Origin of the sequence: Thermus caldifontis, from assembly GCF_003336745.1 — a bacterium.
Classification (GTDB): Bacteria; Deinococcota; Deinococci; order Deinococcales; family Thermaceae; genus Thermus; species Thermus caldifontis.
In genome coordinates, this window is the sequence record NZ_KZ851835.1 from 14164 (window position 1) to 30115 (window position 15952).

14 protein-coding genes are annotated in these 15952 nt (G+C 65.1%); 6 read left to right on the forward strand and 8 right to left on the reverse strand.

Annotated elements, in window-relative coordinates:
- Positions 1-148 precede the first annotated feature (148 nt).
- The 6 genes from DK874_RS00920 to DK874_RS00945 are packed head-to-tail and all read left to right on the forward strand — an operon-like array spanning position 149 to position 7426.
- Positions 149-802, forward strand: coding sequence for a response regulator transcription factor (locus DK874_RS00920; RefSeq protein WP_114311887.1), 654 nt, complete (start codon positions 149-151; stop codon positions 800-802).
- On the forward strand, positions 802-1794 hold the full coding sequence (locus tag DK874_RS00925; RefSeq protein WP_114311890.1) for a M20/M25/M40 family metallo-hydrolase: 993 nt from the start codon (positions 802-804) through the stop codon (positions 1792-1794). Before DK874_RS00920 ends, DK874_RS00925 begins: the two co-directional genes overlap by 1 nt.
- A 5-nt stretch (positions 1795-1799) precedes the next feature.
- Positions 1800-2633, forward strand: coding sequence for an acyl-CoA dehydratase activase-related protein (locus tag DK874_RS00930; RefSeq protein ID WP_114311891.1), 834 nt, complete (start codon positions 1800-1802; stop codon positions 2631-2633).
- A gap of 51 nt (positions 2634-2684) precedes the next feature.
- On the forward strand, positions 2685-4433 hold the full coding sequence (locus DK874_RS00935) for an ABC transporter ATP-binding protein (protein WP_114311894.1): 1749 nt from the start codon (positions 2685-2687) through the stop codon (positions 4431-4433).
- Complete coding sequence (locus DK874_RS00940; RefSeq protein ID WP_114311896.1) at positions 4430-6250, forward strand: ABC transporter ATP-binding protein; 1821 nt, start codon at positions 4430-4432, stop codon at positions 6248-6250. The genes DK874_RS00935 and DK874_RS00940 overlap by 4 nt, the downstream gene beginning before the upstream one ends.
- Positions 6251-6253: 3 nt before the next feature.
- Complete coding sequence (locus DK874_RS00945; protein ID WP_114311898.1) at positions 6254-7426, forward strand: bifunctional folylpolyglutamate synthase/dihydrofolate synthase; 1173 nt, start codon at positions 6254-6256, stop codon at positions 7424-7426.
- On the opposite strand, the gene DK874_RS00950 is transcribed toward DK874_RS00945, so the two are convergent.
- The 8 genes from DK874_RS00950 to DK874_RS00985 all read right to left on the reverse strand — a co-directional run bounded on the left by DK874_RS00950 (position 7394) and on the right by DK874_RS00985 (position 15904).
- Positions 7394-8446, reverse strand: coding sequence for a protease complex subunit PrcB family protein (locus DK874_RS00950; protein WP_114311900.1), 1053 nt, complete (start codon positions 8444-8446; stop codon positions 7394-7396). The two genes, DK874_RS00945 and DK874_RS00950, sit on opposite strands and share 33 nt — an antisense overlap.
- A gap of 54 nt (positions 8447-8500) precedes the next feature.
- Positions 8501-9349 carry an ABC transporter permease gene (locus tag DK874_RS00955; RefSeq protein WP_114311902.1) on the reverse strand — a complete coding sequence of 283 codons (849 nt, stop codon included), beginning with the start codon at positions 9347-9349 and terminating at the stop codon, positions 8501-8503.
- A 4-nt stretch (positions 9350-9353) separates the two neighbouring features.
- The gene (locus tag DK874_RS00960; RefSeq protein ID WP_114311904.1) at positions 9354-10364 is read right to left on the reverse strand and encodes an ABC transporter permease; all 1011 of its coding nucleotides are present in this window, start codon (positions 10362-10364) and stop codon (positions 9354-9356) included.
- A 53-nt stretch (positions 10365-10417) separates the two neighbouring features.
- Positions 10418-12001, reverse strand: coding sequence for an ABC transporter substrate-binding protein (locus DK874_RS00965; RefSeq protein WP_114311906.1), 1584 nt, complete (start codon positions 11999-12001; stop codon positions 10418-10420).
- 96 nt (positions 12002-12097) lie between these two features.
- Positions 12098-12811: an ABC transporter ATP-binding protein gene (locus DK874_RS00970; protein WP_114311908.1), complete on the reverse strand. Its 714-nt coding sequence runs from the start codon at positions 12809-12811 to the stop codon at positions 12098-12100.
- Positions 12808-13587 carry an ABC transporter ATP-binding protein gene (locus tag DK874_RS00975; RefSeq protein ID WP_114311910.1) on the reverse strand — a complete coding sequence of 260 codons (780 nt, stop codon included), beginning with the start codon at positions 13585-13587 and terminating at the stop codon, positions 12808-12810. The genes DK874_RS00970 and DK874_RS00975 overlap by 4 nt, the downstream gene beginning before the upstream one ends.
- Positions 13584-14939, reverse strand: coding sequence for a branched-chain amino acid ABC transporter permease (locus tag DK874_RS00980; RefSeq protein WP_114311913.1), 1356 nt, complete (start codon positions 14937-14939; stop codon positions 13584-13586). Before DK874_RS00980 ends, DK874_RS00975 begins: the two co-directional genes overlap by 4 nt.
- Positions 14936-15904, reverse strand: a complete 969-nt coding sequence (locus tag DK874_RS00985; protein ID WP_114311915.1) for a branched-chain amino acid ABC transporter permease — start codon at positions 15902-15904, stop codon at positions 14936-14938. Before DK874_RS00985 ends, DK874_RS00980 begins: the two co-directional genes overlap by 4 nt.
- Between the last annotated feature and the right edge of the window lie 48 nt (positions 15905-15952).

The following is a 15952-nucleotide window of genomic DNA, read 5'->3' on the forward strand; positions in this document are numbered from 1 at the left end:
GCACCACCTCTCCCGGCAAACCCCCCTTGATGAGAATGGCTCCTTCCTCCGTGCGGGCTAGGCCGTAGCCTCCCGGTACCAGCTTCTCCACGGTGAGAACCTTCACCTTTCCACCCTACACCAGGCCCCTTGGCGCTAAGATGAAGGGGTGATTCGGGTACTGTTAGCGGACGATCATGCCCTCTTTCGCCAGGGGCTTAAAAGCCTTCTGGAGGCGGAAGGGGATTTCCGGGTAGTGGGGGAGGCCAAGGACGGCTGGGAAGCCTTACGGCATGCCCTCGAGGCCAAGCCGGACGTGATCCTCATGGACATCCAGATGCCCAACCTGGACGGGGTGCAGGCCACCCAGGCCATCCTCAAGGAGTGGCCCGAGGCCAAGGTGATCATCCTCACCATGTACCGCCAGGATGCCTACGTGTTTGAGGCGGTGAAGGCGGGGGCCAGGGGCTACCTCCTAAAGGACACCGACGCCAGCGAGCTCATCGAGGCCATCCGCCGGGTGCACGCCGGGGAGGTGCTCTTGGATGCCGAGCTGGCTGGGCGCATCATCCAGGACTTCCGGGCCAAGAAGGAGTCCAGCCTTCCCCTGCACGCGGAGCTTTCCGAGCGGGAGATCCAGATCCTCAAGCTGGTGGCCCAGGGGTACACCAACCTGGAGATCGCCGCCGAGCTTCAGCTTTCGGAAAAGACGGTGCGCAACCGCCTCTCCGAGATCTTCCAGAAGCTTCACCTGAACAACCGCACCCAGGCGGCCCTGTACGCCATACGGGAAGGCCTGGCCGGGCCTGAGCCCCAGGAGTAGTGGACCCGGTGCGGCTTCTTTGGGAGCTGGCTCCCCTGGTGGGGGAGGGGGTGAGGGGCGATTTTGTGGCCGCCCATCTTCCGAAGGCCCAGCGGGACGGCCTGGGGAATGTGTGGACCGGGGAAGGCCGGGTGCTTCTCCTCGCCCACCTGGACACGGTGTTGCCCCCAGAGCCCCCCAGGCGGGTAGGGGAGAGGCTCTACGGCCCCGGGGTAGGGGATAACTCCAGCGGGGTGGCCGTCCTCCTCTCCCTTCCCGAGATCCCGGGGGTGGTCCGGGGCTTCACCGTGGGGGAGGAGGGTTTGGGGAACCTTAGGGGGGCCCGGGCCCTGGTGGAAACCCTGGCGCCCGAGATGGTGGTGGCGGTGGATGGGTATCTGCCGGGGGTGGTGGACCGGGCCCTGGGCTCGGTGCGCTTCCGGGCTACCTTCCGGGGCCGGGGTGGCCACGCCTGGGGGGACAGAGGGATGCCCCATCCCGTGTTTGCCCTGGCGGAGGGACTTTCCCGGCTGCACGCCCTGTTCAAGGAGGTGGGGAGCGAGGCCAGCCTGAACGCCAGTGGCCTCGAGGGGGGCCAGGCGGTGAACGCCATCCCCCAGGAGGCCTCGGCCTTGTTGGAGATCCGCGCCTTGGAGGAGGGAAGGCTTCGCACCCTATACCAAGGGGCCCAGGAGGTCCTAAAGGAGGTGGCCCGGTTCCACGGGGTGGGGGTTTCCCTGGAGGTCTTGGGAGAGAGGCCCGCAGGGAGCACCGCCACCCCCCGGCTTCTGCAGGCGGCGGAGGAGGCCCTGGCCAAGATCGGGGAGAGGCCCCAGTTCCAGCCGGGTTCCACCGACGCCAGCGCCGCCATCAAGCGGGGCATCCCCGCCTTGGCCCTGGGGGTGTACCGGGGGGGTGGGGCCCATACCCCGGAGGAATGGGTGCTCCCCCAAAGCCTTTGGGAGGGGCGGGAGGTGCTTCTCGCCTTTCTCCGGGCCCTTGGCGTAGGATAGGGCGTATGCGTGTGGGCATCCTGAAGGGCTTCCTCTCCCGGCGGTACCTGGGCTTTTGGGAGGCGTATTTGGAGGCCTTGGGGGTGGAGGTGGTGCGGGCGGAAGCTCCCCCTGCCCGCCACCAGCCCTACTGTCTGCCGGTGCAGGGGCTTCTGGCCCAGGTGGAGGCCCTGAAGGCCCAAGGGGTGGACTACCTGCTCCTCCCCGACCTGCAAGGGGGGGTGGAGTCGGAGAAGGGCGGGGGGCAGTGCCCCTGGCTTTTGGACCTGGAGGCCACCCTCCTCCGCTACTTCCCGGGGCTTCCCCCGGTGCTCAAGGTCCCCGCAGAGCTCTCCGAGCGGGTCTTGGGCCGGGCGGGGGAGGTGGGCCACCTCCTCACCCAGAACCCCATGCTGGTGGGCCGGGCCCTGGACCGGGTGCGGGGGTCCTTGAAGCCCCCTCCTCCCCTCAAGACCCCTCTGGGGAGCGTGGGGGTGGTGGCCCAGCCCTACCTTCTGGAAGACGAGGGCTTCCGCAAGGCGGTGGAGGAGGCCTTGGCTCGGGAGGGGCTCATCCCCTACTTCCCCGATCTCCCCCCGGAGAAGCTGAGGGGGGAGGGGGATAGGCTTCTTCCCATGGACCTTCCCACCGACCGGGAAGTTTTGGGCATGGTCCACTACCTTCACCGCCTGGGCCGGGTGAAGGGCCTTTTGCTGGTGGTTTCCTATGCCTGCCCTCCCATCCCTGGGCTTTTGCGCAAAGCCGCCCGCAGGCTTGCTAAGCCCCACCGCCTCCTCACCTTGGGGGAGGATTGGCAAGAGGCCTTGCGCTCCTTGCGGAGGGAGATCCAGGAGGGCTAGGGTGTGGTCTATCCCTCCTTCGCCCACCGGATCTAGGGTAAACTCAGGCGTATGACCGGTTGGTCAGTCGCTCCCTTGCGCCGCCTGGGGGCCTACCTGACCCCCTACCGAGGGCGGTATACCCTGGGGGTCTTGTTGGGCCTCCTCTCCATTTTCTTTTTCGTCCTAAGCCCTTACTTCCTGCGCCTGGCGGTGGACGCCGTGGGGCAGGGGGGACCATATGGGCGGTATGCCCTCCTATTGGTCCTCTCGGCGGGGGTTAGCGCCCTGCTTTCCTACTTCATGCGCCGGCTGGCGGTGGTGGCTAGCCGCCTGGTGGAGTACGACTTAAGGAAGGACCTATTCCATCACCTTCTCCGCCTGGACCGCTCCTTCTACCAGAGGACCCGGGTGGGGGACCTGATGAACCGCCTGAACACGGATCTCTCCGCGGTGCGGGAGATGGTGGGGCCGGGGATCATGATGGGAAGCCGCCTTTCCTTTCTGGTCCTCCTGGCCTTCGTCTCCATGTACTGGGTGAACCTCAGGCTGGCCCTTTACCTCACCCTGATCCTTCCCGCCATCGCTTTGGTCATGGCCTTCCTCCTCCGTTTGGTGGACCGGCGCTACCGGGAGGCCCAGGAGGCCTTTGACCGGATCAGCACCCTGGCCCAGGAGGCCTTCAGCGGGATCCGGGTGGTGAAGGGGTACGCCTTGGAAGGGCGCATGCTTAGCCGATTCCAGGAGCTAAACCGCGTCTATATGGGAAAAAGCCTGGCTCTGGCCAAGGTGGAGGGGCCCATGCACGCCCTCTTGGGCTTCTTGATGGGCTTTGCTTTCCTCACCGTGCTCTGGGTGGGCGGGGGAATGGTGGTCCGGGGCGAACTCACCGTGGGCCAGCTGGTGCAGTTCAACGCCTATCTGGCCCAGCTCACCTGGCCTATTTTGGGCCTCGGCTGGGTGATGGCCATGTACCAGCGGGGTTTTACCAGCTTGAGGAGGCTTTTGGAGCTTCTGGACCAGGAGCCCGCGGTCCGCGACCAGGACCCCCTACCCCTTGCCGTGGCCCATCTTTCCGGGGAGGTGCGCCTCGAGGGGGTGGGGCTTTTCCGGGATGGGCGCTGGCTTCTTAAAGACCTTACCCTCACCATACCCGAGGGCATGACCCTGGGGATCACCGGGCGCACGGGGTCGGGGAAAAGCCTCCTGGCGGCCCTCATACCCCGGCTCCTGGATCCCACGGAGGGGCGGGTTTGCGTGGGGGGGTATGAGGTGCGGAGGATTCCCCTTGCCACCCTGCGCCAGGCGGTGGGGGTGGCGCCCCAGGAGCCCTTCCTCTTCAGCGAAACCCTTTTGGAAAACATCGCCTTCGGCCTGGAAACCCCGGATCGGGAGCGGGTGGAGTGGGCGGCCAGGCTCGCCGGCATCCACGAGGAGATCCTGTCCTTCCCCAAGGGTTACGAGACGGTTCTGGGGGAGCGGGGGGTGACGCTATCCGGTGGCCAACGGCAGCGGGTGGCCCTGGCCAGGGCCTTGGCCAAAAGGCCCAAAATCCTTGTCTTGGACGATGCTTTAAGCGCCGTGGACACGGAGACCGAGGCCCGGATCCTCCAGGGTTTGAAGGGCGTCTTGGGCCGCCAGACCACCTTCCTCATCTCCCACCGCACCGCCACCTTACGCCATGCCGACTGGATCATCGTATTGGACGAGGGGAGGATCGTGGAGGAGGGAACCCATGAGAGCCTCCTCGAGGCCGGGGGCCTCTATGCCGAGCTGGACCGCATCCAGCGCATGGAGGTGGAAGGGGAGGTGGAGGGATGAGCCAGGATGCTTCCCCTCAGGAGGACGCCTACACCAAGGCCTTTGACCGGGTTCTCTTCGCCCGCATCCTCCGCTACGTCTACCCCTACCGGGCCCAGGTGGCCTTGGCCCTCCTCTTCCTCCTCCTCACCACCCTCACCGCGGCCCTCACCCCCCTCTTCTTTAAATGGGCCATAGATGGGGCCCTGGTGCCCAAGGAGGCCAAGCCCCTGGCGGAGCGCTTCTCCCTCCTCCTTTGGGTGAGCCTGGGCTTCCTCCTGGTGCGAGGGGTGAACTTCGCCGCCACCTACGGGCAGACCTACCTGATCCAGTGGGTGGGGCAGAGGGTGCTCTTTGACCTCCGAAGCGCCCTCTTCGGCAAGCTCATGCGGCTCCACCCTGGCTTTTACGACAAAAATCCCGTGGGCCGCCTCATGACCCGCATCACCTCCGATGTGGACGCCATCAACCAGTTCATCACCGGGGGGCTCGTAGGGGTCATCGCCGACTTCTTCACCATCCTGGGCTTCTTGGCCTTCATGATGGTCCTAAGCCCCAAGCTCACCCTGGTGGTCCTCCTGGTGGTGCCCGTGCTCCTTTGGATCACCGCCTGGGTGCGGAACGGCATGCGCACCGCTTACCGGGAGATGCGCCTGCGCCTGGCCCGCCTTAATGCGGCCTTGCAGGAAAACCTTTCCGGGGTGGAGACCATCCAACTTTTCGTGAAGGAGAGGGAGCGGGAGGGGAAGTTTGACCGCCTAGGCCGGGACCTCCTCGAGGCCTGGGTGGAGATCGTGCGCTGGTTTGCCCTCTTCTTTCCCGTGGTGGGGTTCTTGGGGGATCTGGCGGTGGCGGGCCTCCTCTTCTATGGGGGGGGACAGGTGGTCCAGGGCCTGGCTTCCTTGGGGCTTCTGGTGGCCTTTGTGGACTATACCCGCCAGCTTTTCCAGCCCTTGCAGGACCTTTCCGACAAATTCAACCTCTTCCAGGGGGCCATGGCCAGCGCCGAGCGCATCTTCGGGGTTTTGGATACGGAGGAGGAGTTAAAGGATCCCCAAAACCCCAAGCCCATCCAGCGCTTCCGGGGCGAGGTGGCCTTCCGGGACGTCTGGCTGGCCTACACCCCTAAGGGAGTGGAGCCCACGGAGAAGGACTGGGTCCTAAAAGGGGTTTCCTTCCGCATCGCCCCGGGGGAGAAGGTGGCCCTGGTGGGGGCCACGGGGGCGGGGAAGACCAGCGTGGTGAGCCTCATCGCCCGCTTCTACGATCCCCAAAGGGGCCAGGTGCTCCTAGACGGGGAGGATGTGCGGGGCTACCGTCAGGAAGACCTAAGGCGGCATGTGGGCATCGTCCTTCAGGACCCCTTTCTCTTCTCGGGTACCATTCTGGATAACCTGCGCCTTTTTGACGAGGCCATCCCCGAGGAAAAGGTGGTGCAGGTGGCCCGCTTTTTGGGGGTGCACGAGGCCATTTTGCGCCTGCCCCAGGGGTACCACACCCGGGTGGGGGAGAGGGGAGCGGGGCTTTCCACGGGGGAGAAGCAGCTTCTGGCCCTGGTGCGGGCCCTTCTTTTAAGCCCCGACATCCTCCTTATCCTGGATGAGGCCACGGCCAACGTGGACTCGGAGACGGAAAGGCGCCTCCAGGAGGCCCTCTATAGGGCCATGGAGGGAAGGACCTCCCTCATCATCGCCCACCGCCTTTCCACCATCCGCCGGGTGGACCGCATCCTGGTCTTCAAAAGGGGGCGGCTGGTGGAGGAGGGTACCCATGAGGAGCTTCTCCAGAAAGGGGGCTACTATGCTACCTTGTACCGGCTCCAGTACGCGGAGGGCTAGGCCATGGTCTACCGGGAGGCCACGGGATGGCTTTTCGCCCAGCGCCGCCAGGGAGGGCGGGGCCTAAACCGGGTGAGGGCCCTCCTGGAGCGCCTTTGGCATCCGGAGGAGGCTTTTCGGGCGGTGCACGTGTTGGGCACCAACGGCAAGGGAAGCGTGGTGGCGTATCTGGAAGCCGCCTTCCGCGCCATGGGGCTGGCCTATGGGGCCTATACCAGCCCCCACCTCCAGGACTTCCGGGAGCGGATCCGCACCCACCTGGGCCTGATCCTCGAGGAGGAGGTGGTGGAGTTCGTGGCCTGGGCCAGGGGGGAGGCCTGGCCCGAGCCCCCGGGGTTCTTTGACCTGGCCACCGCCATGGCCTTCCACCACTTCCGAAGGAAAGGGGTGGCCCTTGCGGTGGTGGAGGCGGGGGTGGGGGGGGAGAAGGATGCCACCAACATTCTCCCCCGGGTGGCCCTCACCGTGCTCACCAACGTGGGAGAGGACCATCTGGAGGCCTTGGGCGGGAGCCTCGAGGCGGTGGCCCGGGAAAAGGCAGGGGCCTTCCGCCAAGGGGTTCCGGTGGTCACGGGGGCTAAGGGGGTGGGCCTGGAGGTGGTGCGGGAGGTGGCCCGCACCCGGGGAAGCCCCCTGTACCTTCTAGACCCCTCGGACCCCCTCTTTGCCCTTCCCGCCTCGCCCGCCTTGAAGGGGGCTTTCCAGGAGGAAAACGCCCGTTTGGCGGCAGCGGCCCTAAGGCTTTTGGGCTTCCCCGAGGAGGCCATCGCTCAAGCCCTTCGGGAGGCGAGGCACCCGGGCCGGCTGGAGCGCTTCTTGGTGGAGGGGGTGGAGGTCTTTTTGGACGGGGCCCATAACCCTCCGGCGGCCTTGGCCCTAAGCCGGGAGTTTCCCGCCTATCACTTGGTCTATGGTGCCTTTCCCCGGAAGGACGTGGGGGGAGTCTTGGCCCACCTCCTTCCCCAGGCCCAAAGCGTCCGTTACACCCGGGCCGGGGAAGGGGCCTTGGGGCGGGAGCTGGGGGAGCCCTTCTTTGAGGACCCGGGGGAGGCTTTGGCCCATGCCTTGGGAAGGGCCAGGGAGGATGGTCTCCCCGTGTTGGCTACGGGCTCCCTTTACCTGGTGGGGGCCTTGCGGGAGAGGCTACTCCCGGGCTTCGGCCAAAACCTTCCCTGAGGGGTCCGTGAACACCACCCGGCTCACCCTTTCCAGTTCCAAGAGCACGTAGGGGCTGGTGAGGGCCTGGGTGACGATGGCCCCGGGTCTTGGGCTTTGCAGGTTCAGGACCACTCGGGCGGTGCCGGCGGCGTAGGTGACCCCCACCACCTCGAGGCCGTACCCCCCCGTGGGCTTAAGCCCCCAGAAGAAGGCGGCCACGCTTTTGCTGCGGAAGTCCACGCTGGGGGCGGGCGGGCGGGGGATGCGGTTCGCCACCACCAGGTTCCAGACCTCGGCGAAGCGGGTGGGGTTGTTGGCCAAGAAGGCCCTGGGCTCGGTTTCCTGGTAGGCGGCGTTGACGCCGCGGTCCAGGATGCGGTAGGCGGGTGGGGGCGGGATCACCACCTCCACTGTAAGCCCGTACTGCACCCCTAGGGCCCCGATCCGGTACCCGTCGGGGACGGGATCCAAGGCCAGGGGCCTTAGGACTGGCTCGGCAAGCTCAAAGACCACCACCTGCCGCCCACCCCGACGGGCCAGGACCTCCCGCAGGAGGACTTGGGTTTCGGCTCCGGTAAAGGCATAGAGGTCTGGGGTCCGGTAGCCCATGGGCTGGACCAGGGTGCGCTTCTCCCCTTCCCTAAGGCTTCCCGTAAGCTGCACCCAGCCCACCCCGTCATAGAGCCAACTGGAGCGCAAGGCGGCCTGGGCCCGGACCTCGAGGAGGCTTCCCTGAACCCCCCGCACCGCCTGGGCTAGGGGCCTAAGGGCGGGGCCCACCTCCCTTAGCACCGGGTTTCCCTCCACCCATAGGGTTCCCGGAACTGCCCAAAGGCTTTCCCCGGCGGCCTTTTCCAGGCGCAGGACCCGGGTGCCCAGCTTTACTTCCCGGGGCTCCCCGTAGAAGTAGGTCCAGCGCTCCGTGGCCTCGGGGAAGAGGAGCTGGGCCTCGGCCACCCGGTAACCCGTGCCTTCCAGAAGCTCGCAGGCGCTCAGGAGGGGGAGGAGCAACAGGGGAAAGAAGAGGCCTTTTCTCATGGTTCCATGATACCCCTTTGGGGCTTGCCCCCTTCTTAAGGCCACCTTTAGCCTTCACCGGCTCCTGGGGTCCAGGGCATCCCTTAGGCCATCCCCCAGGAGGTTGAAGGCCAAAACGGTAAGCATGATGAAAAGCCCCGGGAAGATCATGGTCCAGGGGGCGTTCATGGCGTAACCCCCCTTGAAGCTATCCGCGATCATGGCCCCCCACTCGGGGGCAGGGGGCTGGGCCCCAAGGCCCAGGAAGCCCAAAGCGGCGGCCTCGAGGGTGGCGGTGCCGATGGACAAGGTGGCCTGGACCACCAGGGGGGCTAGGGTTCCGGGAAGGATATGCCGGAAAAGGATCCGTCCGTTGCCCGCTCCCAGGGCTGTGGCCGCCTGGACGAAGTCCTGCTCCCTTAAGGAGAGGACCATGGAACGGGCCAGACGGATGTAGACGGGCACCTGCACGATGCCGATGGCCAGCATGGCGTTTTGCAAGCTGGGGCCAGAAACCGCCACGATGGCTATAGCCAAAAGCGTTCCCGGAAAGGCCAGTAGAAGATCGGCAAGCCAGCCGATGAAAAGCTCTACCCTTCCCCGGTAAAACCCGGCGAGGAGGCCCAGGAAAGTACCCAACAAAAGCCCGATGCCCACCGAGATGACTCCCACCTGGAGGGAGATGCGGCTTCCGTGGAGCACCCGGGTGAAGACATCCCGGCCCAGGTGGTCGGTGCCAAAGGGGTGTTCCAGGGTGGGGGGTTTGAGCCGGTTCAGGTAGTCCCGGTCGGTGGTGGGGTCGTAGGGCTTCAGGAGGGGGATAGAAAGGGCTAGGAGCACCAGAAAGAAGGTAAGGGCAAGGCCTAGCTTGCCGGAAGGGGATTTCAAGAAGCGCCTTAGGGCTTGGCGAGAGGGGGTTTCCATGGGTTCACCTGTACTGGATACGGGTATCCAAAAGGGCGTAGGAGAGGTCCACCAGGAGGTTGACCAAGACGAACACCGTGGCCACCACCAGTACCCCGGCCTGGACCACGGGGTAGTCGCGGTTGAGGATGCCCTCGTAGATGTATGAGCCGATGCCGGGCCAGGAAAAAATGGTCTCCGTGAGGATGGCCCCCCCTAAAAGGGTGCCGAACTGCAGGCCGATAATGGTCACCACGGGTAAAAGGGCGTTCTTAAGGGCGTGTTTAAGGATCACCTGGCGCTCGGCCAACCCCTTGGCCCGGGCGGTGCGCACGTAATCCTGGGAGAGCACTTCCAGCATGGCGCTCCGGGTGATGCGGGTAAGGATGGCCAAGGGGATGGTGCCCAGGGTGAGGGCGGGGAGGATGAGGTGGCGAAGGGCATCCCCAAGCACTTCCAGCCGTAGGGTTAGGAGGCCGTCCAGGAGCAAAAAGCCCGTGATGGGGCGGAAATCAATGCCCAAATCGGTGGAAAGCCTCCCGCCCGTGGGCAGCCAGTGGAGGTTGACCGCAAAGAGGTAGACCAAGAGGAGGCCGAGCCAAAAGACGGGCATGGACACGCCCACGAGGGAGAGGCTCATGGAAAGGGTATCTAAAAGGCTATTCTTCCGCACCGCTGCCAGAATGCCCACGGGAATGCCCAGGACCACCGCCACCAAGGTGGCGGCCAAGGCCAACTCAAAGGTGGCGGGCCAGCGCCTTTTCAGCTCCTCGGCCACGGGGATGGTGGAAACGGCACTGGTGCCTAGGTCCCCGGTAAGGACGTTCCGGACAAAGGTTAGGTACTGCACGTAGAGGGGCCGGTTCAGCCCCAGTTTCTCCCGGAGGGCCTCCAGCTGCTCTGGGGTGCCCCTTTCTCCCAGGATGGCCTGGGCGGGATCGCCGGGGATGAGCTGCAGAAACAGGAAAACCAAAAGGGTGATCCCGAAAAGGACCGGGATCAAGCCAATGAGCCTCCGTAAAACATAGCTCCACATTTTTCCGCCTCAAAAATCCCGGACCCCCCGCAGGGGGTCCGGGGCCGAAGGGCCTAGCGCTTCTCTATGGTTTCAAAGGACTCGGAGCCCAAGGGGCTCGGTACCCAGCCGGAGATGTTCTTGCGCTTGGCCAGAAGGGGCTGGGAGTGGACGATGGGGACGCGCAGGGCCAGGTTGAAGGTGAGTTCGTCCGCCTGCTGGTAAAGGCGCTTGCGCTCCTCCAGGTTCGGGGTGGTGGCGGCCTTGGTGAGGATGTCGCCAAGCTCCTTCACGCAGAGGGGCTTGCCGGCGCTATCAAAAAGGTCGGCGATGGGGCAGGCAAAGTGAGGGTCATAGAAGTTCTGGGGATCGCCGTAGTCCCCGGTCCAGCCCAGCATGTAGGCCTGGAAGCCCGGGGCCTTCTTGCGGTCCGCCAGGTAGCTGGCCCAGTCCTTGGTCTGGAGCTTGACCCGGATGCCGATGGCGGAGAGGTCGGCGGCCATGGCCTCGGCGATCTCCTTGGGGGTGGGGAAGTAGGGCCGGGAAACGGGCATGTACCAAAGCTCCAGATCAAACCCGTTGGGATACCCGGCCTCCGCCAGAAGGGCCTTGGCCTTCTGGGGGTTGAACTCGTAGTCCGTGACCTTGGGGGACTGGAAGGCCTTCATGGAGGGCGGGGTGAAGCGGCCGTCCGTGAGCCCCAGTTTGCCCCAGAAGGCCTGGACGATGGCCTTCTTGTTGATGGCCATGGCGATGGCCTGCCTGACCCGGGGGTCGGAAAGGGGTTTGTGGGAGGGGTTCAGGGCCAGGTAACCCACGTTAAAGGAGGGGCGGAAGACGGCGTCCAGGTTGCGGTCCGCCTCGAGGTCCTTGAGGTTGGCGGGAGGGATGTCGGTGGTGAAGTCAATGGTCCCGGCCTTTAGGGCCGCCAAGCGGGCGGCGGGGTCCTTGATGACCCGGAAGACCACCCGATCCACCTTGGGGAAGCCTTTCTTCCAGTAGGTGGGGTTCTTTTCCAGGACCACCTGCTCCCCAGGCCGCCACTCCACCAGGCGGAAGGGCCCAGTGCCCACGGCGCTTCCCGTGGGGGAGCCGTACTTGGCCCCATCCTTCTTGATGGCAGCGGGGCTGGCGATGCCAAAGTAACCTGAGCCGATGGCGGCGGGGAAGGCGGGGAAGGGCTGGTTAAGGATAAAGCGGATGGTGTACTTGTCCACCACCTGGATCTCCTTCAGAATGGATCCCTCCTCCCCCTTGAAGCCGCCGAAGAGCTCCGGCCAGATCTCGTAGCGGGCGGCGGCGTCAATGCGGGTGGGGTTCTTGGGGTCCCACCAGCGCTCGATGTTGAACTTCACCGCCTCCGCATCCAGCTCGGTGCCATCCTGGAACTTAACCCCCTGGCGCAGACGGAAAGTCCAGACCTTGCCATCTGGGGAGCTGAACCAGCTGGTGGCCAGGCCAGCGGTGATCTCGGTGGTTCCCGGCTTAAAGTCCACCAGGGTGTCGTAGATCTGGCGTTGCACGTAGATGGAGATGCCGTCGGTGATGTTGCCGGGCTCGAGGCTCACCGGCTCCCCGTTGGACCCAAAAACCAAGGTCTTCTGGGCGAACCCCAAGCCCAAAGCTACCAACAGGCCAAGCAGGAGTTTTCTCTTCATACCGCTCCTTTCCGGGGTGTTCCCCTTTGGTCCGGACCAAGTATAAAGCGCTCCCATAAGGGAGCGCAAGCCCGGGTATAGGGCCAGGGGTATGCCCTAGCCCTCCCCCAGGTAGGCCTTCTGCACCTCGGGGTTTTGCGCCAGGTGGCGGGCCGGGCCTTCCAGGGTGATCTCCCCGGTGGCCAAAACGTAGCCCCGGTGGGCGATCTGCAAGGCCAGGCGGGCGTTTTGCTCCACCAGGAGGATGGTGCGCCCTTCCCGGTTGAGCCTTTGGATGATCTCAAAGATGAAGTCCACCAGCACCGGGGCCAGGCCCATGGAGGGTTCGTCCATGAGGAGGATCCGGGGGTTTTGCATCAGGGCCCGGCCGATGGCCAGCATCTGTTGCTCCCCGCCGGAAAGGGTGCCCCCCTTCTGCCCCCGGCGCTCGTAGAGCCGGGGAAAGAGGGAGAACACCTCCTCCTTGCGCTTTTGCACCACCTTGCGGTCGTTTTCCAGATAGGCCCCGATCTCCAGGTTCTCCTCCACGGTGAGCCGGGGGAAGATCCGGCGGCCTTCGGGCACGTGCCCCACGCCCAGGGCCACGATCTGGTGGGCGGGGAGGCGGTGGATGGGTCTTCCCTGGAAGAGGACCTCCCCCTGTCGGGGTTTGACCAGTCCGCTGATGGTGCGCAAGGTGGTGCTCTTGCCGGCCCCGTTGGAGCCAATCAGGGTCACGATCTCCCCTTCTTCCACCCTTAGGGAAATGCCTTTGAGGGCGTGGATGTGGCCGTAGTAGGTGTGGACGTCCTTGAGTTCCAGGAGGCTCATGCGGCACCTCCTGCGGCCCCCTTGCCCAGGTAGGCCTCGATGACCCGGGGATTCGTGCGCACCTCTTCCGGGGAGCCCTCGGCGATCTTGGAACCGTATTCCAGCACGGCGATGCGGTCGGAGATGCGCATGACCAGGCGCATGTCGTGCTCAATGAGGACGATGGTGATGCCAAGCTCCTCCCGGAGGCGCTGGATGAAGGCCTGAAGCTCCTCGGTTTCCCGGGGGTTCATGCCCGCCGCAGGCTCGTCCAGGAGGAGGAGCCGGGGCCTAAGGGCCAAGGCGCGGGCGATCTCCAGCTTGCGTTGCTCCCCGTAGGGCAGGTTCTTGGCCAGCTCGTCCTTGCGGTGGGAAAGCCCCACGTACTCCAAAAGCCTTTTGGCCTCCTCCTCGGCCCGCCTCTCCTCCCGCCGGGCCAGGGGGGTACGGAAGAGGGCGTGGAAGTAGGGCACGCGTATGTGGATGTGCATGCCCACCAGGAGGTTTTCCAGCACGGTCATGGCCCCGAAGAGGCGGATGTTTTGGAAGGTGCGCCCCACCCCTTCCTTGGCGATGCGATCCGGGGGTAGGCCGGTCACATCCTTGCCAAAGAGGAGGATCCTTCCCTCATCGGGAGGGTAGATGCCGGTGAGGAGGTTGAAGAAGGTGGTCTTGCCCGCCCCGTTGGGGCCGATGACGGAGAAGATCTCCCCTTGGTTTACGGAAAGGCTCACGTTGTTCACCGCCACCAGACCGCCGAAGCGCTTGGTGGCCTGGGTGACCTCGAGGGCCTTCATGCTTCCCCCCCTTGTTTCCCCTCCGGGGAAGCAGCCATCTCCTCCCGGTGCCGCTTCTCGGGGATGAGGCCTTCCGGGCGGAAGATCATCATCAGGACCAGGATAAGGCCGAAGACCAGCCTTTCGTACTTGGCAGGGTCCACCTGGCTAGGGATCTGGGGGAGGCTGGTGCGCACGAACTCGCTGAAGGTCTTGAGCACGTCCAGGTTGAGGATGGTGAGGGCTGCGGCCCCCAGGATGGCCCCGGGGATGGAGCCCATCCCTCCCAGGATCACCATGCCCAGGATGGTGATGGAGGCCAGGAGGGTAAAGGACTCGGGGGAGACGAAGGTGCGCTGGGCGGCGAAGATCACCCCCATGACCCCGGAGAAGGCGGCCCCGGTCATGAAGGCCAAGAGCTTGGTGGGCAGGAGGGGAATCCCCATGGAACGGGCGGCCACCTCGTCCTCGCGTATGGCCACCCAGGCCCGGCCGAAGCGGGAGTTGGCCAGGTTCACGTTGGCCAGCACCACCAGGCCGATCATGAGGAGGACCAGGAGGTAGAAGAAGAGCTGGTAGTCCGTGGTCTGGTCCAGCCTTACCCCCAAGGTCCCCATCAGCTCCCGGAACCACTCAATGGGCGGGCGTTGCACGGGGGTAATGCCCTGGGGTCCGTTGGTGAAGTTGATGGGGTGGTCCAGGTTGTTGGCCAGGATCCGCACCACCTCCCCCAGGCCCAGGGTCACGATGGCCAGGTAGTCCCCGCGAAGCCTGAGGGCAGGAAGGCCGATGAGGAGACCCGTCAGGGCCGTGGTCACGATGGCGATTGCCATGAAAAGATACATGTACTCCCCAGGCAAGGGGAAGTTGCCCTGCATGAAGTTCTTGGCCTGTTCGCTGCCGAAGATGGCCCAGGTGTAGGCCCCCACGGCGAAGAAGGCCGCATAGCCCAGGTCCAGAAGCCCCGCCATCCCCACCACCACGTTGAGGCCCAGGGCCATGGCCGCATAGATGCCGATCTGGATGCCCAGCTCAAAGATGAAGGTGTTGGCGAAGCCCGCCATGGGCACGCTGAGGAGGAGGATGGCCAGGCCCAACAGGGCCCGGATCCAGCCCGGGATGCGGGGCAGGGTGGTGAGGGCCACCAGGATCCCCACCAGGCCGATGAGGCCCAGGGTGTTCCCCGAGCGCACCAGGCCCAGGGTGAAGGCCAGGGTGAGGAGGGCTAGGTTCAGGGTGCGCCAGGTGGGGGAAAGCCTCAGGAAGGCGGTGGCTCCCAGGGCCAGAAGGCCAAACAGGTTGCTGAGAGCCCCTGGGGCCAGAAAGACCAGGCCCAGATAGGCTAGGCTCAGGAGAAGGGAAAGGACGCTCATACTTTCTCCTTGACCACCTGTCCCAGAAGGCCTTGGGGCCTGACCAGAAGGATGAAGATCAGGATGAGGAAGGCCACCACGTCCTTGTACTCCGTGCCAAAGTTGCCGCCCGTCAGGATGGGGAGGTAGGTGCCGAAGAAGTTTTCCAGCTGCCCCAGCACGAGCCCCCCCAGCATGGCCCCGGGGATGTTGCCGATACCCCCTAGCACCGCTGCGGTAAAGGCCTTGATGCCAGGAAGGAAGCCCACGTAAGGGGTGATGGTGGTGTACTGCAGGGCGAAGAGCACCCCCGCCACGCCCCCTAGGGATCCCCCGATCAGGAAGGTGCGGGAGATGATGCGGTCCGGGTCTATGCCCATGAGGCTTGCGGTGGAGAGGTCTTGGGCCACGGCGCGGATGGCCACCCCTAGCTTGGTGCGGTTCACCAGGTAGGTGAGGCCCAACAACATGAGAATGGAAACTCCCATGAGGATGAAGGACTTGGTCTGGGCGAAGATGGCCCCGCCAAAGAGCTCCACGGAGCCCTCGAGGTCCTCCACGGTGCGCATGCGCAGGAAGAACTCGTTGTGCCAAAGGCCCTCAATGAAGCGCACCAGGTCCTGGAGGATGAAGGAGACCCCGATGGCGGTGATGAGGGGCACCAGGCGGTTGGTGGTGCCCCTTTTCCGCAGGGGGCGGTAAGCGAAGCGCTCCACCAGGATGGCGGTGATCCCCGCCACCACCCCACCCAGGACTAGGGCGAGGAGGAGGAGAAGCAAGCCGTTCCCCACGTGGGGCGCCAGGTAACGGAAGACCTCCACCCCCACCACCGCTCCGATCATGAAGATCTCCGAGTGGGCGAAGTTGATGAGCTCCAAGACGCCGTAAACCATGGTGTACCCCAGGGCCACCATGGCGTAGACGAAGCCCAGGATGAGCCCGTCAAAGATCACCTGGGGCAGCAGGGCTAGGATTTGCTCCAGCAAGGTGCCTCCTTTCTCCGGGCTAAGGGGGGTGGCCTAGGGCCACCCCCC